The sequence below is a fragment of the Bradyrhizobium prioriisuperbiae genome, assembly GCF_032397745.1.
Taxonomy (GTDB): domain Bacteria; phylum Pseudomonadota; class Alphaproteobacteria; order Rhizobiales; family Xanthobacteraceae; genus Bradyrhizobium_A; species Bradyrhizobium_A prioriisuperbiae.
Window position 1 is genome coordinate 4528349 of sequence record NZ_CP135921.1, and the last position, 22967, is coordinate 4551315.

21 protein-coding genes are annotated in these 22967 nt (G+C 65.0%); 9 read left to right on the plus strand and 12 right to left on the minus strand.

Annotated elements, in window-relative coordinates:
• Positions 1-83: 83 nt before the first annotated feature.
• The 3 genes from RS897_RS21305 to RS897_RS21315 all read left to right on the plus strand — a co-directional run bounded on the left by RS897_RS21305 (position 84) and on the right by RS897_RS21315 (position 4888).
• Complete coding sequence (locus RS897_RS21305) at positions 84-1559, plus strand: efflux transporter outer membrane subunit (RefSeq protein ID WP_315838476.1); 1476 nt, start codon at positions 84-86, stop codon at positions 1557-1559.
• Positions 1560-1722: 163 nt separating this feature from the next.
• Positions 1723-2925 (plus strand): efflux RND transporter periplasmic adaptor subunit, encoded by a 1203-nt coding sequence (locus RS897_RS21310; protein WP_315838708.1) that lies wholly within the window; start codon positions 1723-1725, stop codon positions 2923-2925.
• 1 nt (position 2926) lies between these two features.
• Positions 2927-4888 carry a MacB family efflux pump subunit gene (locus RS897_RS21315; protein WP_315838477.1) on the plus strand — a complete coding sequence of 654 codons (1962 nt, stop codon included), beginning with the start codon at positions 2927-2929 and terminating at the stop codon, positions 4886-4888.
• A gap of 122 nt (positions 4889-5010) precedes the next feature.
• Here the strand turns inward: RS897_RS21315 and RS897_RS21320 are convergent, their stop codons facing one another.
• The gene (locus RS897_RS21320) at positions 5011-5301 is read right to left on the minus strand and encodes a hypothetical protein (RefSeq protein WP_315838478.1); all 291 of its coding nucleotides are present in this window, start codon (positions 5299-5301) and stop codon (positions 5011-5013) included.
• 110 nt (positions 5302-5411) lie between these two features.
• Here RS897_RS21320 and RS897_RS21325 point away from each other — a divergent pair, with 110 nt between their 5' ends.
• A complete protein-coding gene (locus RS897_RS21325) occupies positions 5412-6377 on the plus strand; it encodes a GlxA family transcriptional regulator (protein WP_315838479.1) in 966 nt (321 codons plus the stop codon).
• Here RS897_RS21325 and pdxR read toward each other — a convergent pair.
• The gene (gene pdxR / locus RS897_RS21330) at positions 6329-7831 is read right to left on the minus strand and encodes a MocR-like pyridoxine biosynthesis transcription factor PdxR (protein ID WP_315838480.1); all 1503 of its coding nucleotides are present in this window, start codon (positions 7829-7831) and stop codon (positions 6329-6331) included. The genes RS897_RS21325 and pdxR overlap by 49 nt on opposite strands.
• A 118-nt stretch (positions 7832-7949) precedes the next feature.
• On the opposite strand from pdxR, the gene RS897_RS21335 reads away from it, so the two are divergent.
• Positions 7950-9137, plus strand: coding sequence for an MFS transporter (locus RS897_RS21335; RefSeq protein ID WP_407654524.1), 1188 nt, complete (start codon positions 7950-7952; stop codon positions 9135-9137).
• 63 nt (positions 9138-9200) lie between these two features.
• Here the strand turns inward: RS897_RS21335 and greA are convergent, their stop codons facing one another.
• Together greA and RS897_RS21345 are read right to left on the minus strand one after the other, a co-directional pair.
• Positions 9201-9683 (minus strand): transcription elongation factor GreA, encoded by a 483-nt coding sequence (gene greA / locus RS897_RS21340; RefSeq protein ID WP_315838482.1) that lies wholly within the window; start codon positions 9681-9683, stop codon positions 9201-9203.
• Between the two features lie 27 nt (positions 9684-9710).
• Entirely contained in the window at positions 9711-10091 is a 381-nt protein-coding gene (locus RS897_RS21345; RefSeq protein WP_315838483.1) for a nuclear transport factor 2 family protein, read from the minus strand.
• Positions 10092-10382: 291 nt separating this feature from the next.
• On the opposite strand from RS897_RS21345, the gene RS897_RS21350 reads away from it, so the two are divergent.
• The 3 genes from RS897_RS21350 (at position 10383) to RS897_RS21360 (ending at position 12917) form a co-directional block, all read left to right on the plus strand.
• Positions 10383-10961, plus strand: a complete 579-nt coding sequence (locus RS897_RS21350; RefSeq protein ID WP_407654525.1) for a class I SAM-dependent methyltransferase — start codon at positions 10383-10385, stop codon at positions 10959-10961.
• Between the two features lie 232 nt (positions 10962-11193).
• Entirely contained in the window at positions 11194-11847 is a 654-nt protein-coding gene (locus RS897_RS21355; protein ID WP_315838485.1) for a flavin reductase family protein, read from the plus strand.
• 101 nt (positions 11848-11948) lie between these two features.
• Entirely contained in the window at positions 11949-12917 is a 969-nt protein-coding gene (locus RS897_RS21360) for a Bug family tripartite tricarboxylate transporter substrate binding protein (protein ID WP_315838486.1), read from the plus strand.
• Positions 12918-12977: 60 nt separating this feature from the next.
• Here the strand turns inward: RS897_RS21360 and RS897_RS21365 are convergent, their stop codons facing one another.
• From RS897_RS21365 to argE, 4 genes are all read right to left on the minus strand, one after another.
• Positions 12978-14783, minus strand: a complete 1806-nt coding sequence (locus tag RS897_RS21365; RefSeq protein WP_315838487.1) for a hypothetical protein — start codon at positions 14781-14783, stop codon at positions 12978-12980.
• A gap of 10 nt (positions 14784-14793) precedes the next feature.
• A complete protein-coding gene (locus RS897_RS21370) occupies positions 14794-15834 on the minus strand; it encodes a hypothetical protein (protein WP_315830715.1) in 1041 nt (346 codons plus the stop codon).
• A gap of 430 nt (positions 15835-16264) precedes the next feature.
• Positions 16265-16873, minus strand: coding sequence for a glutathione S-transferase (locus tag RS897_RS21375; RefSeq protein WP_315838709.1), 609 nt, complete (start codon positions 16871-16873; stop codon positions 16265-16267).
• A 20-nt stretch (positions 16874-16893) separates the two neighbouring features.
• Positions 16894-18048 carry an acetylornithine deacetylase gene (gene argE / locus RS897_RS21380; RefSeq protein WP_315830716.1) on the minus strand — a complete coding sequence of 385 codons (1155 nt, stop codon included), beginning with the start codon at positions 18046-18048 and terminating at the stop codon, positions 16894-16896.
• 39 nt (positions 18049-18087) lie between these two features.
• On the opposite strand from argE, the gene RS897_RS21385 reads away from it, so the two are divergent.
• Positions 18088-18741 carry a DUF1028 domain-containing protein gene (locus RS897_RS21385; RefSeq protein WP_315830717.1) on the plus strand — a complete coding sequence of 218 codons (654 nt, stop codon included), beginning with the start codon at positions 18088-18090 and terminating at the stop codon, positions 18739-18741.
• Positions 18742-19040: 299 nt separating this feature from the next.
• On the opposite strand, the gene RS897_RS21390 is transcribed toward RS897_RS21385, so the two are convergent.
• The 4 genes from RS897_RS21390 to RS897_RS21405 form a co-directional block, all read right to left on the minus strand.
• Positions 19041-20189 (minus strand): ABC transporter ATP-binding protein, encoded by a 1149-nt coding sequence (locus tag RS897_RS21390; RefSeq protein WP_315830718.1) that lies wholly within the window; start codon positions 20187-20189, stop codon positions 19041-19043.
• The gene (locus tag RS897_RS21395; RefSeq protein WP_315830719.1) at positions 20173-20988 is read right to left on the minus strand and encodes an ABC transporter permease; all 816 of its coding nucleotides are present in this window, start codon (positions 20986-20988) and stop codon (positions 20173-20175) included. Before RS897_RS21395 ends, RS897_RS21390 begins: the two co-directional genes overlap by 17 nt.
• Positions 20985-21854 (minus strand): ABC transporter permease, encoded by an 870-nt coding sequence (locus RS897_RS21400; RefSeq protein WP_315830720.1) that lies wholly within the window; start codon positions 21852-21854, stop codon positions 20985-20987. The genes RS897_RS21395 and RS897_RS21400 overlap by 4 nt, the downstream gene beginning before the upstream one ends.
• A 61-nt stretch (positions 21855-21915) precedes the next feature.
• The gene (locus RS897_RS21405) at positions 21916-22959 is read right to left on the minus strand and encodes an ABC transporter substrate-binding protein (RefSeq protein WP_315830721.1); all 1044 of its coding nucleotides are present in this window, start codon (positions 22957-22959) and stop codon (positions 21916-21918) included.
• Positions 22960-22967: the final 8 nt, after the last annotated feature.

Consider the following 22967-nt stretch of genomic DNA (forward strand, 5'->3'; position numbering starts at 1 on the left):
CCGCTGTGCCGAGGACAACGACAGGCTGCCGCCGCAGTGCGGGCCGCCGCGGCGATGAGATTGATGGATGTTGCCAGGTTACAATGAAAGCTTTTGCTCGTGCGGCCCGTGTTCTTGTGCTGCTTGCCGTCATCGCGCTGCTGGCCGGCTGCGCCGTCGGGCCCGACTACCAGAGCTCGTCGATCGCATTGCCTATGCGCTGGAGTGACGACAAGAGCGCGCAGCCGCAGCCCGCGCCCGTGCTGGCGCAGTGGTGGCGCCGGCTGAACGATCCGTTGCTCGACCGGCTGATCGAGGAAGCTGTGCAGGGCAATCTCGATGTGGCCGCCGCGAAGGCGCGCATCCGCGAGGCGCGGGCGTCGCGGCGGCAGGCCGTCGGCGCGCTGTTTCCACAGATCACCGGCTCCGGATCGGCGACCGCCAACCAGAGTAGCGCTGCCAGCGCTGGCGTCGGCGCCTCCAGCTTCAATCAGTTCCAGTCCGGCTTCGATGCGAGCTGGGAGCTCGATCTGTTCGGCGCTAACCGCCGCGCGGTGGAAGCTGCCACATACAACGTGGATGCATCCGAGGACGATTTGCGTGCCACGATGCTCACTTTGATCGGCGACGTCGCCTCCTACTACATCGAAGCCCGCGGCGACCAGGCCCGCGTGGCGCTGGCGCGGCGCACCGCCGCCTCGCAGCGCGCAACGGCGGCGCTGACCCAGAACAAGTTCAATGCAGGTTCTGCGTCCGCGGTCGACACCGCAAAAGCGGTGGCGCAGGCCGCCAGCACCGAGGCCACGATTCCCACCAGCGAGACCTCCTACAAGGAAGCCGTGCATCGGCTCGGCGTGCTGCTGGGGCGCGAACCTGTCGCGCTGGCGTCGCGGCTTGCGCGGGCCACGCCGATCCCGGCGCCGCGCTTGCCGTTGCCGAAGGGCATTCCGGCCGATGTGCTGACCCTGCGGCCGGACGTGCGCAAGGCCGAGCGGCAGCTTGCGCAATACACCGCCAAGATCGGCCAGGCGGAAGCGGCGCTCTATCCCGATGTCAGCCTCAGCGGATCGGTATCGACCACGGCGCTCAAGCTCGGCGATCTCGGCAAGAGCTCGACCATCGGCTGGTCGGTCGGTCCGACGCTGAGCGTTCCCATCTTCAACGCCGGCAAGCTGCGCGCCGCGGTCGAGGTCGCGCAGGCCCAGCGCGACCAGTATCACGTCGCCTGGCGCAGCGCCGTGCTCACGGCGCTGGAGGATGTCGAGAACTCAACCGTCGCGCTGGCCCAGGAGCGCATCCGGATCCGCAGCCTGGCTGAGGCGGCGCAGCGCTACGGCGAGGCCGCGCGGCTGTCGCGCTCGCTCTACGAGAGCGGCTCCAGCAGCTTCCTCGACGTGCTCGATGCCGAGCGCTCGCAGTTCTCGGCCGAGGACGCGCTGCTGCAGAGCCGGGTCACCATGGCGAAGAACTATGTCGCGCTGGCGAAAGCGCTGGGGGGCGGCTGGGACGGCGCGATCGACGCGAGCCGGCCGGAGGTGGTGGATGCCGACACCGGTCCCCATCTGGCCAGAGGCTTGTGATGCGCATGCATACCCGGACACCCGAACATCTGATGATGCCATCATGAGCAACGTGGCCAAGATTGAGGACACAGATCACGTGCTGCGCGCCGAGTTCGCGCCGCGGCCGTCGGGCGACACCCCGGTCGCGCCGCCGCCGCGCCGCAGGCCCGCGCGGCGGCGCATGCTGCTGGTAGCCGCCGTGCTGGCAGTGATTGCAATCGGCTGGGGCGTCAAGGCGCTGCTGTTCTCGAAGCCAGCCACAAATCTTTTGACGGCGCTGGTCACGCGCGCTGACATCGAGCAGACCGTGCTGGCGACCGGCACCCTGAAGCCGGTCAAGCTGGTGGCGGTGGGCGCGCAGGTCTCCGGCCGCGTGGTGTCGCTGAAGGTCGCGCTCGGTGAGAAGGTCAGGGCTGGCCAGCCCATTGCCGAGATCGATTCCGTGACCCAGCAGAACACGCTGCGCACCAACGAGGCAGCGCTGCAGAACACCCGCGCCCAGCGGGCGGAGAAGGAGGCGACACTCGCGCTGTATGAGGCCAATCTCGCGCGCCAGCAGACGACCCTGGCGCAGAAAGCGTCGTCGCGCGCCGACTATGACACTGCGGAGGCCAATGTGGCGACCACGCGAGCGCAGATTGCCCAGCTCGACGCCCAGATCATCGAGGCCGAGGTCGCCATCGAAACGGCCCGCGTCAATCTCGCCTACACCCGCATCACGGCGCCGATCGACGGCACCGTGCTCTCCATCGTCACCCAGGAGGGCCAGACCGTCAACGCCGTGCAGTCGGCGCCGACCATCATCGTGCTGGGACAGGTCGACAGCATGACGGTGCGCGCCGAGATTTCCGAAGCCGACGTGGTGCGGGTGAGGCCGGGACAGAAGGTCTATTTCACCATTCTCGGCGATCCCGGGCATCGCTACCATGCGAGCCTCGCCTTCATCGAGCCGGCGCCGGAGTCGGTGAAGACCGACAGCAGCTTCACCACCACCACCTCCTCCTCCTCGACCAGCAGCAGCTCCTCGTCGTCATCCTCCACGTCCGCGATCTACTATAACGGCATCTTCAACGTGCCGAATCCCGATGGTGACCTGCGCACCTACATGACAGCCGAGGTGCACATCGTGCTCGGCGAGGCGCAGAATGTGCTGACCATTCCCGCCGCGGCGCTTGCTGAGACTAGAGTCGACGGCACCACCAACGTCAGGGTGGTCGAGCCCTCCGGCGCCGTCGTTGCGCGCAATGTCAAGGTCGGCCTCAACAACAAGATCAGGGCCGAGATCCGCAGCGGTCTTGCCGCCGGCGAGCAGGTGGTGGTCGGCACCACAGACACGGACGCTGCGTCGAAGACCATGCCGGGCCCGCCGGGGCCGGGGATGTGACATGACCGAGCCCCTGATCGTTCTTGACCAGCTCTGCCGCGTCTATGCGTCCGGCGACTCCACCGTTGTCGCGCTCGATCACGTCGACATCCGCATTGCGGCCGGCGAGATGGTCGCGATCGTAGGCGCGTCCGGTTCCGGCAAGTCGACACTGATGAACATCCTCGGTTGTCTCGACCAGCCGACCTCCGGTCACTACCGCATCACCGGGCGCGATGTCGGGGCGCTGACCATGGACGAGCTCGCCGAATTGCGGCGCGAGCATTTCGGCTTCATCTTCCAGCGCTATCACCTGTTCGGCGAACTCACCGCGATCGGCAATGTGGAAATGCCGGCGGTGTACGCCGGCCTGTCGTCCACTCAGCGCCGCGATCAGGCGGCGCGCCTGCTCGCGCGCCTCGGCATGGCCAACCGCCAGACGCACACCCCGGGGCAGCTCTCGGGCGGCCAGCAGCAGCGCGTCTCCATTGCCCGCGCCCTCATCAACGGCGCCGACGTGATCCTGGCGGACGAGCCGACCGGCGCGCTTGACAGCCGCAGCGGCGAGGAGGTGCTGCGCATCCTGGACGAGATCCACACCGAAGGCCGCACTGTGATCATCGTCACCCATGACATGGCGGTGGCCCGCCGCGCCCGGCGCATCATCGAGATGCACGACGGCAAGGTGATATCGGACCAGCCCAATCCCGGCGGGCGTGCCGCCATGACAGCGGGCCGCGCGGCCGCGCGTGCCGCGGCGGCGGCATCAGGCTGGTATGCCGGATGGGGCCGCTTCCGCGAAGCGCTGCGCATGGCGCTGCTGTCGATGAACGCCCATCGCCTGCGCGCGTTCCTGACCATGCTCGGCATCATCATCGGCGTGATGTCGGTGGTCTGCGTGGTCGCGCTGGGCTCCGGCTCGCAGGAGCGGGTGCTTGCCAACATCAACAGCCTCGGCACCAATACGCTCGAGGTCTTTCCAGGCAAGGATTTCGGCGACACCCGCTCGGGCAAGATCAAAACCCTGGTGCTGGCGGATGCGCGCATACTGGCGCAGCAGCCGTATGTGGCTGCGGTGACGCCGACGGTGTCGACCTCGAGCACGCTGCGGTTTGGTGCGATCGAGGCCAGCGCGCAGGTCAGCGGCGTCGGCGAGCAGTATTTTCAGGTCAAAGGCACCCAGCTCGCCGAAGGCAGCTTCATCGATGCCGATAGCGTCCGCAGCTACGCCCAGGATGCGGTGATCGACGACAATGCACGCAAGGCGCTGTTTCCCGACGGCGCGGCAAGCCCGGTCGGCCGCATCATCCTGGTCGGGCGCGTGCCCTGCCGTATCGTGGGCGTCACCCGTCCGCAGCAGGGCGGCTTCGGCTCCAGTGCCAATCCCACGGTCTATCTGCCCTACACCACGGTGCAGGCGCGTTTCCTCGGCGACCGATCACTGCGCAGCATCAGCATCCGCGTCAGCGACACCACCTCGACCGACAACGCCGAGCAGGCGGTCACGCGTCTCCTGACCGAGCGCCACAACGGCAAGGACTTTTTTATTCTCAACACCGACGACATCCGCCGCACCATCCAGAGCACCACCCAGATCCTGACGCTGCTGGTGGCCGCCATCGCCGTGATCTCGCTGATCGTCGGCGGCATCGGCGTAATGAACATCATGCTGGTGTCGGTGTCCGAGCGTGTCAGCGAGATCGGCGTGCGGATGGCGGTCGGCGCGCGCCAGGCCGATATCCTGCAGCAGTTCCTGATCGAAGCCGTGCTGGTGTGCCTGATCGGCGGCGCGCTCGGCGTCGGCTTTGCGCTCGGCTTCGGCGCTGCGTTCAACGCCTTCGATGTGGGATTTCGGCTGATCTATTCGACCACATCGATCGTCGTCGCCGTCGTCTCCTCGACCATCATCGGCATCGCGTTCGGTTACATGCCGGCCCGCAACGCGTCGCGCCTGGATCCGGTGGCGGCGCTGTCGCGGGAGTAGGCTGGATGTCTCGCGGCGATCTGCCGTTGGCGTCATCCCATCGAACGGTGTCTCGACGGGATCGAACACCTCAGGCAGATCGCCGCGCTCGTCGTCAGACGCGCCGACGATGTCCGCGCCCGTTACTTGCCCTGGATCAGCAGGCCCAGCGGGGCGAGCGGGCCGACCGGCATCAGCTCGTAGGTCATCAGTTTTGCGGCAGTCAGCGGCAGTGCCTCGACGGCCGCCTTGGCCTGCTCGAGTGACGCCACGTTCATGAGAAAGATCGGTCCGGCATTTTCGCGAAACCAGAACTGCTCGATGATGCCCTCGAGATAGTGCTTGAGGGTGGCGGGGACTTCGCTCGGCAGGTACTTCTGCCGCAGCTCCGGCGTCAGCGGGGTGTTGATCGTTCCGACAGCCATAACCTTCATGGGAAATCTCCTTGTTCGGACGTCACTGCGACGTTCGGCAGGGATGGTTCTAGCGTCGGGGCCGCAAAACCAGTATTGTCGTAAATGCCAACTTTAGGGCCATTTACGCCATGCGCATTGCCATCCTTGCCCTCGACGGACTGTTCGACACCGGGCTCACCGTGGCGCTCGATGCATTCGCCATCGCAAGCCGGTTTGCGGCCCGGGACATGGGTGGGACGCCGCGTTTCGATGTGTCGATCGTGGGCGTACGCAAGAAAGTGCGCTCTGGTCTTGGACTGGCGATCCCTGTGCAGGCCGTCACGCCCGATCTGAAACCGGACTGGGTGATCGTGCCGGCGTTGACGACGTCGACTCCGGACTTGCTGGTCCCCGCGCTTGCACGCGCGGATGTAAGGCAGGCGAGGGCGCAACTGCTGGCATGGCACGATGACGGCGTTCGTCTCGCGGCCTCCTGCATCGGCTCCTTCATTCTGGCGGAGACCGGACTGCTCGATCATCAGGAAGCCACCACCACCTGGTGGCTGGCGCCACTGTTTCGGCAGCGCTACCCCGATGTCTCGCTTGATGAATCGCGCATGCTGGTGCCCTCGGATGTGGGAGTGACAGCCGGCGCGGCGATGGGGCACCTTGATCTCGCGCTCTGGCTGATCCGCAGAGCCAGTCCGGACTTGGCCGCTGTCGTCTCGCGTTATCTGCTCGCCGACATCCGCTCCTCCCAGGCGCCCTACATCATTCCCAATCATCTGGCACAGGCAGACCCGCTTGTTCTGCGTTTCGAACAATGGTCCCGGAAAAATCTCAAGGCAGGCTTCTCGTTGCAGGATGCCGCCAAGGCGCTGGCAACAAGCGCGCGCACCTTGCAGCGCCGGTGCGAAGCGGTGCTCGGCAAATCGCCGCTGGCCTACTTCCAGGATCTGCGCGTCGAGCGCGCGCGATCTCTTCTGCACGGCAGCGGTCTCGACCTCGACGCCATCGCGGCCGAAGTCGGTTATGTCGATGGCGCCACGCTGCGCACCCTGTTGCGTCAGCGCCTGGGGCGCGGGGTGCGCGATCTTCGCGCCGATCTGCGCTGAAGGACCTCTGCGAGGCGCCGGGTTGCGAGATCGGTTTCGGCAGCCGTCAGGCCGGAGAACCCGAGCAGCAAGCGCGGCTCGGGCGGCGTGCGGATGTGCATCGGTGAGATCGGGATCACGACCACGCCACCTGCGAGGGCTGCGTGTGCCAGGGCGCGATCATCCTGCCAGGTGCCGGTGCTGTTCGCCGTCAGATAAACGCCCTGCTCGGGGCGCAATGCGACGAGGTGATCCGAAAGTCGCTCTTGAAGAAGATCGAACAGCAGATCGCGCGAGGCGCGCGAACTTTCGCGCAGACGCCGCAGGTGCGCGGGGAAGTAGCCTTCGTTCAGGAAGTCCGCCACCACGAGCTGGTGCAGCGGGGCAGGGAAGCGGTCGATGACGGGCCGTACGGCGCGAAATGCGGCGGCCAGATCGTCGGGGACGACGAGATAACCGACCCGGATGCCAGGCACCAGCGCCTTGCTGAAAGACCCTGCGTAGATCACGCGGCCGCCGGCATCGAGGCCCTGCAGCGAGGCGATGGGGTGGCCCTCATAGCGAAACTCGCTGTCATAGTCGTCCTCGATGATCCAGCAGCCGCGCTGCTGCGCGAAGGCAAGAAGCTGCAGCCGGCGGGCCAGCGGCAGCGCCGAACCACAGGGATATTGATGGGAGGGCGTGACGTAGATCAGGGCCGGGGCGGGACCGTCGGAGGCGTCGAGCGTCTCGGTCACCATCCCCTTCGCATCAACAGGCACGCCGACGATCCGTGCGCCGTTCAGCAACAGGGCCTGCCGCGCCGGCGGGTAGCAGGGGTCTTCGACCAGCGCGGTGTCGCCGGGAGACATCAGCACGCGAATGGCGAGATCGAGTCCTTGCTGGGTGCCCGATGTGATGAAAACCTGCCGCGGGTCGCAGCGCACGCCTCTGGATGCCATGAGATAAGCGGCGACCGCCTCTCTCAAGGCGGACTCCCCCTGCGGATCGCGATAGCCGTCGTGGGCATAGTCGATGTGCCGATGCGCGAGCCGCTTCAGGAGGATCGCCGTTCGCTGATCGTGAATGACGCGCCCGGTGGCGAAGGCCATCTGTGCCGGAGGGGCCGTTTCCAGGCTCAACGCCAGTCGCGCGGCCGCGGAAATGCCGCGCTTGCGACCGTCGGCCTTGGTGCCGCGGGAGGCATTGCCTTGCACTTTCGGCAAAGGCAGGTTGTCGGTGACGTAGGTTCCCGATCCGTGCTTGCCTGTCGCATAACCTTCCGCGATCAGCATCTCATAGGCCTCAGCGACAAGCCCCCGCGACAGCGACCATTCGGTGGACGCCGTCCGGGTCGACGGCAGGCGAGCCCCCGCCCGCAGCGTGCCTCCGACGATGCTGTCCCGGAGCTGCAAATAGAGTTGCCGCACCGCCGGGACCGGCAAAGCCGAATCGATCACGGGCCGAAAACCGGCCGCCGCGCTCTCGCGCCGCATCGTTGTCTTCGAGACAGTCGTCTTCGGGAAAGTGGCCTGTTTGGACATCGGAAAGTGGCCCTTTTTAAGTTATAATAATTAAATAATGTCAGGCCACTTTCAAGAGTGGTCAGGTCCCATGCGCAAATCGTCCGCACAGTTTCTGTTTCTCGGCACCATGCTGGCGGCAGCCGGCTATGGCGCCACGTTCCTGCTGTCAGCCTACTACCGTGCGCATGGCGGCAGCGACCTCGACACCGGCACGACCCTCGGGGCCGCCATGCTCGGCACCTTCATCGGTGTGCCGCTTGTGGGCTGGTTCTCCGGGCGTTTCGACGCCGCGCGTTTGAGCGCGATCGCATCCTGCGCCGTGGGGTGTGGCTTTCTGCTGCTGGCTTTCAGCACGGGCGGCACGCTGGCTGTGTCGCTGACGTCCGGTGTCCTGGTCGGCCTCGGCTGGGGCATGTTTTATGTCGGTGCGCCGATGTCGCTCTCGGAACGTGTCACGGACAGCGATCGCGGCTTCTGGTTCACACGCTTCGGCGCCTTCCAGATGGCGGGCATCGGAGGGGGGCCGCTGGTCCTCAACCTGGCCGTCGATCAGGCGGGCCTCTCGATCGAGACGACATTCCGGCTGGTCGGTTTTGCCTGTCTTGTTGCCGGGCTGTCGCTGTGGGTGTTCTCCACGCTGGCGCCCGGTGCGCCCCGTTCGTTCTCGCTGCGGTCATGGGTGCGCCCGATCGGCGTCATTGCGCGCAGCGCATCTGTGCGCCCCATCCTGATGGTCGGCTTCGGCGCCTGCGTCTTTTCCGGCCTGTTGACCTTCCAGTCGTCCCTGGTCGCGGGAACGTCCGCGAAAGCCTCGACCTTCTTCGCCGTCTACGCCATCACGGTGGTTGCCGGCCGCCTGCTGCTGGCGCGCACCCTGGCGTCATTGCCGCAGGACCAGCTTGCCGCGGGTTTGCTGGTGTCCATGACCCTTGGCGTGGTGGCGATGTTCGGCGTCGGTTTCCATCCGGCGTTCCAGATCCTGTCCGCGGTGCTGACCGGCATCGGCTATGGTCTGGTCTATTCCGTGATCCAGACCTGGGCGGTCAACGACACCGAGGCAAAATATCGCCACGCCGCACTGACATGGTTCGTGCTGTCCTACTTCATCGGCGTCTTTGGATTTCCCGTGATCGGGGGATGGATGCTGGTCCACCTCGGGCGCAGCGCTTTTCTGGGCGCGCTCCTGGTCGCCGCACTGTCGGAACTCGCCATCCTCTACGGCGGACGATCGAAGGCAAGCGATGGGGCACGGCTCACGTCGAAGACTGCGGGATAGTTCAGCGCAGTTCTTTCACAAGCGGGTGCTGTCGCGTTCAGCGATATCCTGGGTGTGAGCGTGTTACGCGATCGCGGTGATCTCGAGCTCTTGGCCGGGCGGGCCGGCCACATCGCCGACAGCCTTGCCCAGCAGCAGCCGGGCCACCGGCGAGACGAAGGAAATGGAGCCGGCCTTGGGGTCGGCTTCGTCTTCTCCCACGATACGATACGTTTGGACGCGGCCATCATCTCGCGAAAAAGTCACGGTACTGCCAAAGGCGACCGTGTCGGCTGACGTTGGAGCGGCCATGACCTGAGCAGTTCGAACCCGTGTCGCAAAATAGCGCGCATCACGCAGCGGATTGGCCGATTGCCGCCGCCGTTCATTCACGTCATCGATCTTTTGCGCCGTCTCGTAAGCCTCGCGCGCCTGGGCCAGTTGAGCTTCCAGCGCCTTCAACCCCGCTTCCGTCACAAGGTTCGGATGCGGCGAAACCGGGCGGTCGGGCAGCGCGGTCTCCGACGCGGTTTCGGCACTCTCTTCCTTGGTGAAGGCAACACTCAAACCCGGAACTCCTTTTAACGCCTGATATCAGGCCTCTCGTTCGACAAGATGCACACGCGAGGGGGCAGGGTCAAACCGGTCGGCGAAATACTGGGTTTCGCTGGCCACCAGTCCGTCACGGAATTCCATGATGCTGACCACGTAGGATGGTGTGCCGTCATAGGTCAGGATGTATTCCGTGACCCAGAGATCGCCGCCTCCGACAATTCGCTGCACCGTGAAACGTTTCCTGTTGGGCTGGAGGAACCGGCTCTGCTGAATGTTGCGCCGGCCGCGGATCCGCTCGCCGGATTGCGGATAATGCAGCACGGCGTCCTCCCGGTAGATGTCGTGTTCGACCTCGAAATCGCTCGCGTCCGAAGCTGCCCAATGGCGTTCCAGCGCCGCCCGTATGGTTCGATCGTCCATCTGTGTCTCCCACCTGCGCTCACAACGCGCGGGAAGCTTACATTGAAGTCGCGGTGTGTTCACGTGGTGACCTGTCAGCCTTTGCACCCGTGAAGGCCTGGACGCGAGGCTTCTCGTCATGTTATGTAACTTTTGAAGTTACAAATTGGTGTCGATCGTCTATTGATGGCTCCATATCTCAATGTTCCAAGGTGACAGGCCGTGAACTCCTCTTGCTTCGATGCACAATTCGCCAGTTGTTACGCGGAAGGCCCGCCGCGGCAGGTTCCGGGCTTTGATGGCCTTCATCGCATGATGTCGCTGCTGCTCACTGAGCGAACACCGTCGAATGGCCGCGTGCTGGTCCTGGGTGCGGGCGGCGGATTGGAACTGAAGGCGCTGGCCGAAGCGCATTCCGGATGGTCGTTCGATGGCGTGGACCCGTCGGCCGACATGCTCAGACTGGCCGAGCGGACGGTCGGGCCGCACGCCGCGCGAATGCGCCTTCACGAAGGTACCATCGTCGATGCGCCGGAAGGCCCGTTCGATGCCGCCACGTGCGTGCTGACCCTTCACTTTGTCCCGCGCGATCAGCGTCTCCCGACGCTGAAACAAATTCGCCGTCGCCTCAAGCCCGGCGCTCCCTTTGTCGTCGCTCATATCAGTTTCCCGCAAACCGAGCCCGAGCGCTCGATGTGGCTTGCGCGTCATGTCGCTTATGGCGGCACCGACCCCGCTCATGCGGAGAGTGCGCGGCAAGCCATGAGCACCAGACTGTCGATCATGGCGCCCGAGGACGATGAAGCCATGCTGCGCGATGCAGGCTTTGCCGACGTCAGCTTGTTTTATGCGGGGCTAAGCTTCAAAGGCTGGGTGGCCTACGCCGGATAGCGAGCGTGGCCCATAAAGTTCTGATCAAGAACTAAAATGGCCGATGATTTCAGAGGGCAGGGCCGAAGCCATGGTCTCACTGATCTACTTGCATAACATTATTAATGCAACGGGCGTTGGCACTTTGCGCTGGCAATGGCCCGGTTAAATCCGTTGACAGTTCTTATTTAGAACTTAGTGTCACCTCCAACTGTGCGGGCCGCTGGCCACGCATGACATCGGGAGGGCATGCATGGATCCGTTGGATTTCCATTATTACGAGCCTGCGAAGGGCCACGGGCTGCGGCACAACCCGTTCAACGCCATTGTCGCGCCGCGGCCCATCGGCTGGATTTCGTCGCGCAACGCGGCCGGGCAGCTCAATCTCGCGCCCTACAGCTTCTTCAACGCCTTCCTCTACGACCCGCCGATCATCGGATTCTCTTCGATCTCGTGGAAGGACACCGTCAAGAACGTCAGCGAGACCGGCGAATTCGTCTGGAATCTGGTGACCATGGATCTGGGCGAACGCATGAACATGACGGCGGCACCGTTCGATCACGGCGTCAGCGAATTCGAGAGGGCGGGATTGACGCCGGTGCCGTGTCGCCACGTCGCCGTGCCGCGGGTCGGCGAAAGCCGCGCCGCGATGGAATGCAAGGTGATCGAGGTCTCGCAACTGGCGAATGCGCGCGGCGAGAAGGTCGAGGGATGGTTTGTCCTTGGCGAAGTCGTCGCCGTCTACATCGACAAGGCCTTGATCCAGGACGGCGTCTACAACACCGCGCTGGCGCGTCCCATCCTGCGCGCGGGCCGTGGTGGCGACTATTTCGAGGTCACCACCGACAACATGTTCGAGATGCAGCGTCCGCCCGGCAGCAGCCGGCCGGAATTCCATGGCAGCTGACGTCGTGTTTTCAAGCGAAGTGGACGCCGCTCGGCGTGAAGAAAACGCGTCAAACAAAAATATCAGGGGCAATAATGATATTCTCAATCAACAGACTCTGCATGCAAGGGTTGGCGCTGATCGCCTTCGTCATGTGCACAAGCCCCGCTGTCAAAGCGCAGGGCTATCCCAACCGTCCCATCACCATCAAGCTGGCGTTTCCCGCCGGCGGTCCCGCGGATGTGTCGGTGCGCGCCGCGAATGTGGTGCTCCAGCGCAATCTCGGCCCGTCGCTGATCACCGAGAACGTTCCCGGCGCTAGCGGCTCGATCGGCGTTCTGGCCGCGCTCAAGGCCACTCCCGATGGCTACACACTGCTCGGCACCACCGGCACGGATTTCCTGGTCGCGCCATTCGTCGTGCCGGCTGCAAAGTATGAGCCGGAAAAATTCCGGTTGCTGGGCGTGGTCGGCATTTCGGATTTCGTCCTGCTGTCCAGCAATACGTTGTCCTTTCGCAACATCGACGAGTTGATCGAGTACGCGCGCAAGCCCGGCAGCAAGATGCTGACCCTGGCGCATTGGGGCACGGGCTCGACCCCGCATATTGTCGGCGCCGATTTCCAGGGACGCACCAACACGAAATTCCTGGAAGTGCCCTACAAGGGCGTGGCTCCAGTGCTGGCCGATATGTCCGGCGGCCACATCGATCTGACGTTTGCGCCGCTGGGGGGCTCGACCCTCAGCCTGATCCAGTCGGGCCAGGTCAAGGCGATCGCCGTCGCCAGTGCTGAGCGCAATCCCGCGTTGCCGGATGTGCCGACCATGAGCGAGAGCGCAAGCCTCAGGAGTTTCGAATACAGCCTCTGGTCAGCATTGTTCGCGCCGCCCGGCACGCCAGAACCGGTGGTCGCGCGACTGAACGAGGCGCTGAATGTCTGGAACACCAGCGACGACAACCTCGCGCGGATCAAGGCCAATGCCTCACGGCGTCTCGAGCCCATGAGTGTCGACCAGGCCGACGCCTTCCTCAAAAGCGAGCGCGACAAATACATCGCCATGGTGCGCGCGCTCAATCTGCAGGCGCAATAGCAGGGTGTCGGCGGCGACCAGGGGACGGGCGAGGGCGTTGAAGAACTTCAGCCTCGCGCCTCACCCTCGCATCAAGTCCTGCAATTCCGCCGGCAGGTTCTCGAACTTGACGTCGCCCTTGCTGATCATCTCCCGCAACAGCCGGCGCACCTCGCTCCAGCGCTTCTGCGCCTTCAGCCGCCGCAGCCGGTTGAACAGGGTCTCGAGGTGGGCGGCATAACGTACTTCGAGGCGGCGGCGCATCGCTTCCTCGAACTTGTTGAGGCCTTCGCTGATCGGCCGCGTTCCGCCATAGGGATTGTTCTCGCGGGCCGGCCGTCCTTCCTTGGTGATACGGCCGGTGAAGGGATCGCGGGTGTGCTCTTCGTGACCCAGCACATAGTCCTCTTTCAGCGGCCGCCCGTCGGGGCCGATGTCGCCTTTTTTCGGCAGTCGATAGTCGCCGGTGGGGTTCTCCCGGATCTGGCGGCGGATATGCTCGCGGATCCAGGACGGCACGCTGGGGTCGTCGGCCAGCTCCACGATGCGAGTGTCGCGCCCGGTGCGTCCGATGTCGCGTCGCGGTTCGGGCCGGGTGCCTTCGAGAAATCGTTCCAGCGGTTCGCCGTAATAGCCGGGGCCGGGCGGCTTCGGCGCCTCGAACGGCTTCCACCGTCGTGGTGGGCTGTAGCCGCCGGGCCCGAAGCTGCGCCCGCCGGCGCCGCCATTGATCTGGATGGCGCGGTCCGGCGGTATTTCTTCCAGGCCTTTCGGCAATCTCGGTTTTAGTTGCGGTCTTGGCTGTATCCGTTGCACGCGCGGCTGCGGCCTTGGTCGCGGCCGCGGCTGAACGCGGGGCCCCCGGCCTTTCGGAACCGAGCCCAGCTTCTTCAGTCCCCATGTCGCCGCCGCGATGATCCCGTCGATCGAGATCGAGGCCACGGCGCGGCCGAAGGCTTCGCGGGCGCGGGCGAACTCCCGCGCATTGCCGGCGGTGTTGAGGGCGGAGAGCGCGTCCAGCAGTTCGAAGAACTGCTTGCCGAGGGTGTAGAGCAGATAGGCGTCGAGCAGGATGTCGATGCCCGGCACGAATTGCAGCACCACGATTGCGAACAGCCCCAGCACGAAGGCATGCGGATCTGGCAGCGCGTCCCAGAAATCCTGGCCGAGTTCACCCGACGAGATCAACTGGTCGAACGCCAGATAGATCCGGTCGATCGGACCCATCTCGTCCAGCATAGTGTCCAGCGCGTCCCAGTCGGATTGTTCCGGGGTGTCGATCCAGCCGGAGAGTGAGTTCTCGTCGTCGTCCGGCGAGTAACCGAGCCGCGCCATCTCCTCAACGTAGACATCGTTGTCGGCGACGTCGCCATGCGGCGTGTAGGAGAGGCCGCGCTCGCGCGCCAGCATGTGCAGATGCATCAGGCGTTTTTCGCGCAGCCCATCGCGCGGATCGAAGTCGCCGTCCGACGGCGCCGGTGATGGAGTGTCGTCCGGCGAGAGCGCGATCCGGTCGTCCGGCATGTCGGGGGCTCGCGCGCGCCGGCGCCGCTTGCGCCGCCAGTGCGCATAAATGTAATCCATGCGCCCGCCGGGACCGGATTCCTCATGAGCGGGCACGAATTCGTAATCGTCGTCGCCATCGTGGTCGTCGGGCCGTTCGCGGGTCCGCGGTTCCGGCCCGGTGTCGGCAAAGCCGCCGTTGAACAGCACATGCTCCATGGCAGCGCGGCGCCGGCGATTGCGTTCGCCCTCCAGCGCGTCGAGGCGTTCGCGCTGCGCGGGGCTGGCGGTGTGATGGCCGCCGAGTTCAAGCGCCATCTGCGCGATGGCGTTGTGCAGGGCCTTGTCCGGCAGCTCGATGAGATCGATGATCGGATCCGGCATGGGCCGCTCCTCAGGGCTGCGCGTAGGGATCTGCGGTCGGGATCTTCTGCAGCACGGCCACCGCCTGTTCCTCCGGCACCAGCACCGAGACAATGGCGTAGACTTCCGTCGCCGGGCTGCTGCCCTCCACTTCGCCGCTGGCGTCGCGCCACGACACCGTGGTGCTGCGGCGCTGCAGGCCGTAATTGTCGGAGTCGCCGCCGACATGGACGAACCGCACCGCGCTGTCGCCGGTGATCTTGATCGCCCAGGCCTCGGTGGTGGAGGTCGTGCCGGCGGGTTCGGCGATCCGCCCTGTCACCAGCGGCACGCCGCAATAGTGCAGCTGCTTTTTTGCGGTCAGCGGGCAATATTCGAACACCGGATCGATGCCCTTGTCCTGGTGTTCCTTCACCAGCCGCCAGATCACCCGCGAGGTGGTGACGATGACATCGGGACCGACGCCGAAGTCGCCGTCGCTCGGACAGCAGCGCGCGATGATCTCGGCAAGACCGCCGAGCAGCTTGCGCGCCGGATCGTAGGTCACGTGCTGCGGGCTCGCCGCCGGCAAATAATAGCGGAAGCCGGCGAGCTCCGACTGGTCGTCGTTGGAGGGAAAGGAATTCCACGCGGCGTCGCTCATGGCGCGGACCACGGCGGTGCCGGCCAGGATCTCCTGGTGGCGGCGCATGCTCTGCTCCATCAGCGGGTCGTCGCGGAAAACCGTGCTGACTTTCTTGAAGCGGGTGCCTGCGATGTCGAACTCCTGGCCGAACGGCGTGCTGGCGCCCTGCACCCAGGTGGTGCCGGCGCCGCCGCGCGCGGTGAAGGGCGGTTCGAACAGATCCTCCGCGGTACGCACCTGGTACTGGCGCGCCACCGGCCGGTCCGAGCCGCCGGCGCGCACGAACGGCACCAGGCGGATGAAATCGTCCGCGACCTTGTAGCTCGCATCCTGCACCGCGGGCGCATCGCCGCGCGACGGCGGCACCGGGCGCGGCAGCACCACGGGCGCGCGATAGTTCTGGTTGAGCACTTCCAGCGAAAAGCGGGTGACGGCGGCAAATCCCATGATGGCTCCTTTGGCGGCTGTCGAGGCCGCGCCTGTTCACGATCCGCGCACGCATGCGGGCCGGCGCAAGGCATTGCGCGGCAACGGGCGCCCACCGGCTTTCGACGGCGATGGCGCGGCGGATCCTTGAAAACGATGCGGCGGAAAAACCCCGCCATGCCGGAGTTTGAAAAACGACGTGCTGAAATTCTTCTTGGTGGTCGCGCGGATTTCTGAAGGCTGCGCCTTACAGGCGCATGGCCTCAAACGATCGTCGATGCTTCAGATGCTTCAAATATCGATCGACGTCGTATCTCCCGCATGGCCGCGTGCGACGAGCGGAAGTCTACACCATCCGCGCGCGGATGACGCGCGAGACGAATGGCCGCAAGGCTTGTGTGATCGAGATCACATTGCCGCATCCGAGATTTTGGTCCGTGCGGCCGCGGTCTCAACCCTCCGCGGGCACCGTCGCCGACAACGACGGCCGCTGGGAGATCGTCGCGAACCAGGTCGCGAGCGCCGGCCGGGTGCCGCGCCAGTCCACATCGGCAAAACGAAAATCGAGATAGCCGAGTGCGCAGGCGATGGTGAGGCTGCCGATCGTGATCCCGGATCCGAAATCGGCGACCGTCGCCTCCATGTGATCGAGCGCGGCGGCGATCTTGGTCATCTGGCCGCCAGCCCATTCCGAGGATCTGTGCTCGGACGGCCGACAGGTCATCTCGTAGCGGCCGAGCAGGGCGGCATCCAGCAAGCCGTCGCCAAGTGCCTGTTCGGTGAGAACCCGCCATCGCTCAGCGCCGCGAGGAAACAGCGAACCGCCGACGCTGTCGTTGAGGTATTCGCAGATCACGCGGCTGTCGAACAGCAGGGTGCCATCCGCAAGCTTTGCCGCCGGCACCTTGGCCAGCGGATTGAAGGCGGCGATGCGTTCGTCGCGTTTCAAGGGATGGGCGGCACTTGGCAGGCGCACAATGCGCTCTGCAATGCCGAGCTCGATGGCGGAGGCCATCACCTTGCGGACGTAAGGCGAGGTGGGGGCATAGAACAGTTCGATGTCGCTCATGTCTGATGTCCCTAGGGCAGGAGGACGAAATCGGCTAGCCTGTCCATCATCGCGCTGGCCGCCGCGAGTTCACTGAGCGCGATCCATTCATCCGCCTTGTGGGCGCGTGCGATGTCGCCGGGGCCGCAAACCAGCGTGGGAATGCCGGCTTGCGCGTAGATGCCGGCTTCGGTGCCGAACGCAACGGTGCCGGCGGGCTGCGTGTCCTGCGCCAGCCGCGCGACCAGCAGCGTTGCGGGATCGGCGCTACCTGTGTCGAGGGCGGGATAGGCCAACATCTCTTCCGAGATGATGTCCGCTTCCGGTGCCGCGGCCTGCAGGCGACGGCGTTCTTGCTCGACCAGCGCGTCGACGCGCGCGAGAATGTCGCCGGCGTCGCGGCCCGGCATCATGCGCACTTCGTATTCCAGCACCGCACGGTCCGGCACGATGTTGAGGGCTGTGCCGCCATGCAGCGAGCCGACATGGACACTGGTGAACGGCGGATCGAAAGAGAGATCGCCGCCACGCGCCACCTCGGCCTCGGCGAAACCGCGCAGGCCATAAGCGATGGCTGCGGCCGCATCCACCGCATTGGCGGCGCGGTGCGGCATGGCTGAATGGCCGGTGCGGCCGGTGATGGTGAGACGTCGGGCGATCTTGCCCTTGTGGGCGCGCACCACGCGCAGGGTGGTCGGCTCGCCGACAATCGCAAGCATCGGTCGCGTGACGCTCTGCGTCAGTGCGCGAACAAGATCTGGCGCGCCGCGGCAGCCGACTTCTTCGTCATAGGAGAGCGCAAGATGGATCGGTCGCTCTTTTGCTGCCGTGAGGAAACGCGGAACGTGAGCGAGTACAACAGCGACAAAACCCTTCATGTCGGTCGCGCCGCGGCCAACAATCCGGCCGTCGCGGATGACGCCGCCGAACGGCGGCACGCTCCAGGATTGGCCCTCGACCGGCACCACGTCGGTGTGCGCCGACAGCACCACGCCGGGGCGATCCGCCGGGCCGATGGTGGCGAGCAGCGAGGATTTTTGGCCGTCCGGCGAGGGAATGCGCCGTGCGGAGACGCCGTCAGCCTGAAGTAATTCTTCAATATAACCGACGATATCAAGGTTCGAATTTGAACTTATACTTTGAAAGCGAATGAGATCGCATAGTATTTGTGTAATTTTTTCGATCATATACTATGCCTGAAGAGTCAAGATGATGGGAAACTGAACATGACCTATTCCATTTCGGCGCGCTGCCCTGACACCGGCGCCTTCGGGATCGCGATCACGTCGTCGAGCATTGCGGTCGCGGCGCGCTGCGCCTGGGTTGGTCCCCTGGGAACGGTGGTCTCGCAGAATGTCACCGATCCCGCGCTCGGTCCCACCGGACATGCGCTGCTGCGGCAGGGCCTGGGGTCGCCGGCCGTGCTCAGCAATCTGCTGCTCGCCACGCCGTCGCCGGAATGGCGGCAGGTCGGTGTGATCGATCGTTATGGTCGTGTGTCCTGGCACTCCGGCGCGCAGGCGCTGGCGCTCTCGGCTGTCGCGGAAGGCGCGGGCTGTCTGGCGCTGGGCAATCTGCTCGCCAACACCGACGTGCCCGGCGTGATGATCAAGCGTTTCGAAGCCACCGCCGGCCAGGTGCTGGCCGAGCGGCTGCTGTCGGCGCTCGAAGCCGGTCTCGCAGCCGGCGGCGAAACCGATGACGAACATGGCGCCGGTCTGCATGTGGCGCACCAGTTCGACTGGCCGGTGGTGGACCTGCGGGTCGACTGGCATGATGAGCCGATCACTGAGCTGCGTGCGCTCTGGGAGCGTTACCGGCCGCAGCAGAAGGACTACATCGCACGCGCCCTCAATCCCGGCGCGGCGCCGTCGTTCTGAGGTGGGATGAAGTTTGGTTGAGCGGATCTCTCCATTGTCGCAGTTCAGTTCGCTCCGCCTGCGGCTACGGGATTCACGCGTCGTAATCTGAGATTGCCCCATGTCGGGACGATGCTTTGTGCGGCTCCCTCCCCCCTTGTGGGGGAGGGCAGGGGAGGGGGGTATGCCCCGCATTCCGACATGAGAGGTGGCGTGACGCAGTCGATCAACTGCGCTGCGGCTTGTCTTCACCCCCCTCCCTGACCCTCCCCCACAAGGGGGGAGGGAACATTCATTGCCGAGCCGCATCGATTTCACTGTCATGCGTTGTCGTCCGGCGGGAAGGCAACGATGTCGTCGGAGCTGACAACAACACCGATCTCCGCACCGACCGGGCACGACGACAGCGCGCCGATGCCGGGCGAACGCAGCAGCACGCGCTCGTGCGCAATGCCCTGCATGTCGATGTAGAGATCGACATGGTCGCCCTGGAATATCTGCGCCGCAACGATACCGGGCAGTGATCCGGGCAGGCCGCGCGCGGCGATGCTCAGGTGCTCGGGCCGCACGAAGACATCCGTCCTGTCGCCGACGCGGAGCGCGGCGAGCGCCGTGGCCGGCACCTCCAGATGGGCCTCGCCGATGGACACGCTGTCGCTGTCGCCGCGTCGCTCTGCGAGGCGGCCCGTCAGGACGTTCACGTCGCCGACGAAAGACGCGACAAAACGATCGGCCGGGCGCCGATAGATGTCGCCGGGTGTTGCGATCTGCCGGATCCGGCCCGATGACATCACCGCGATCCGGTCCGACATCGACAGCGCTTCGCTCTGGTCATGGGTTACGAAGATGGTGGTGACGCCGAGATCGCGCTGGATCTGCTTCAGCTCCACCTGCATCGATCCCCGCAGGTTCTTGTCCAGTGCCGAGAACGGCTCGTCGAGCAGCAGCACCTTGGGCTGGATCACCAGCGCGCGCGCCAGCGCCACCCGCTGCTGCTGGCCGCCGGACAGCTGCCGCGGCATGCGGTCGGCGAAGCCGTCGAGCTTGACCAGCGCCAGCGCCTCATTCACCCGCCGAGCGATCTCCGCCTTGGCGACACCACGCGTCTTCAAGCCATAGGCGATATTCTTGGCGACGCTCATGTGCGGAAACAGCGCGTAGTTCTGGAACACGATGCCGATCTCGCGCTGATGCGCGGGCGTCTCGGTCACCAGCGTACCATCGATGAAGATCTCGCCGCCGTCGGTCTCAAGAAAGCCGGCCACCAGATTCAGCAGCGTGGTCTTGCCGCAGCCGGACGGGCCCAGCAAGGTCATGAACTCACCCGGCGGAATCTTGAGCCAGGCCTCGTGCAGCGCGGTTGCGTCGCCGAACCGCTTGGTGACGCCGTCAAGCTGGACGGTCGGGCGGACGAGGTCCTCGGACGTCGCGCGCGCGGTCGCGGCGAAATGGTCAGTGCGCATCAACATTCAGGATTTTCCCAAGTCCGAGGAAGGCATTTGCGAGGGTGAGCAGCGTCGCGGTCACGACGATATAGATCACCGACAGCGCAGCGAGGGTCGGGTCGGCATACTCCCGCACATAGTTGTACATGGCGACCGGCAGCGTCTGCGTCGCCTGGCTGCTGACAAAGAGTGTGGCGGTGAATTCGTTGAACGACAGGATCGCGGCGAACAGCCAGCCGCTCAAGAGGCCCGGCAGCAGCAAGGGAAGCGTGATGGTGAAGAGTATCCGCAGCGGCGAGGCGCCGAGGCTGGAGGCGGCGAGCTCGAGCCGGGTGTCGAGGTTCTGCAGCGAGATGAAGACACTGCGCATCACAAACGGCAGCACCATGATGACATGCGCGAGGATCACCAGCGGAAAGCCCCGGCCCGCGCCGGTTTGGGCTGCGAGCATCAGCAAGCCAAGTCCGATGGTGTAGTGCGGGATGATCAGCGGCGACAGCAGGATGCCTTCGAGTGTGCGCTTGAAGCGAAATGTGTAGCGGTGGATCGCAAAGGCGAAGGCCGCGCCGATCACCAGCGCGAGGGACGAGGCCCACAGCGTCACCGTCAGGCCGTTCCAGAAACCTTTTCGGAAATCCGCATAGTCGAACGCGCGGGTGAACCAGCGCAGCGACCAGACCTGCGGCGGGAACGCCAGGATGGCGCGGTCGTTGAAGGCGGTCAGCGCTACCACGATCGCGGGCAGGATGACAAACAGCAAAATGACCGCGACCAGGACGTATCCCGACCATCGCAGTGCCTTGGCGGTGAACCGGCCTGTCATGTCGCAGCTCCCAGTCGCTCCAGCGGACGGGCCGCCTGCTTCATCAGCGCAATGACTGCAAGCGACAGCGCAAGGCCGACGATCGACAGGCTGGCCGCGAATGGAAAGTTGAACGATGAAAAACCGAGCTGGTAGACCAGCGTCGAGACTGTGCTGACCCGGCCTCCGCCGATCAATTGCGGCGTGGCGAAGGCGCTGAAGGTCCAGGCGAAGGCGGTGGAGAAGCCGGCGACCACGCCCGGCATCGACAGCGGCAGCGTGATCGTCAGGAAGATCCGGATCGGTCCCGCGCCGAGGCTTGCGGCCGCCTTTTCGTAGTTCCGATCGATGTGAGACAGCCCCGCGGCCAGCATGATCACCATGATCGGCATGGTCACATGCACGAGCGCGGCGACGACGCCGCCGGTGGTGAACATCATCTGCAGCGGCCGCTGCACCAGCCCCAGTTTGAGCAGCAGCGTGTTGAGGAAGCCGTTGTTGCCGAGCACGATCATCCAGGAATAGGTCCGCACCACTTCGCCGAGGAACAGCGGCGTGACGGAGGCAATCAGGATGAAGGAGCGCAGGAACGGACTGCGGGTGCGCACCAGCGCATAGGCGACGGGATAGGCGAGGATCAGCGTAAACACGGCGGTCTGGAAGCACAGCAGGATGGTGGCCCAGAACGCCCAGGCATACAGCGGGCGCAGCAGCGCCGCGAAATTCTGCAGGGTGAAGCCGCCGACATCGAGCGAGCCGGGAATATAGGTCCTGACGCTGTACTGGAAGACCACCGCCATCGCCGCGACCAGGCTGACGGCCACGAGGCCGGCCGGCGAGACGAACCAACCCAGGAATGGTCGCGAAGTGAGAGGTCGCGAAGTCATGAAAGCCCTCGGTGAATCACACAGCGCGGCCCGACTGTGTCGGGCCGCCGACGGGACGGGCTTATTGCGCCATCATGTTTTCAGCGAACCACTTGCGCCATTCGGCTGTCTTCTCGGCGCGCAGCTTGTGGTCGATTACCAGCGTCTGGCTGGCCCATTGCTCGGGCGTGGTGAACACGCCGGGTAGCGCCGCGGTCTCCGGCTTCAGCTTGGCGTTGTCGACCACGGGGCTGCCTTTCTTCAACTCCGCGATCTTGGCCTGCACCGCCGGGTCGAGCGCGATGTTCAGGAATTTGTAGGCGAGGTCGGCCTTGGCCGAGCCTTTCATGATGCCCATGGTGTCGATGCCGAGCACCGCGCCTTCCTTCGGGATCACGAGCTGGATGGGAACGCCCTGGTCGCGCATGTGATAGGCGTTCATCGAGAGCACCACCTGCACGGGCGTCTCGCCGGTGGCGAACAACTGCTGGCTGTTGGCGTCGTTGGTGTAGAACGCCTTGTAGTTTGGCCGCAGCGCCTTCAGCTTCTCGCTGCCGACCTGCCAGTTTGTCGCGTCGCCGCCCGAGAGCTTGGCCGCCACCGCGATGACGTGGCTTGGGTCGAAGTCGGGTGAGGAGATCATGCCCTTCAGGGCCGGATTCCACAGGCCTTCCCAGCTGTCGAAGCTGACGCCTTTCGGCAAGCGATCGGGCAGGTAGCCGATGGTGTAGACATAGGCCCAGACACCGACATGATACGGGCTGATCTTGGCCTGCGGCACCAGGTGCTGTGCGTTCGGTGCCTTCGCGAGGTCGAGTGTCTCGAACAGCTTGTCGTTGGCATAGAGCCAGCCGACATGCGCGGTGGTGAAGGTGACGTCGCTCTCGGGCTTGCCGGCGGCGAGCTTGGCCTGGTTCAGCCGATCCATGGTGCCGCCAGTGACGTATTCGACGTCGGCACCGGTCTGCGCGGTAAACGTCTTGCCGATCGCCTCGTCGATCAGGTCACGGAAGCTGCCGCCCCATGTGCTGACGACAAGCTTGTCCTTTGCGGAGGCCATGGATGGCGCACCAGTGACGGCGAGTGCGGCGAGAACGACTGCCGCGGAAATCTTCAAGGCATGCATCTTCGAAC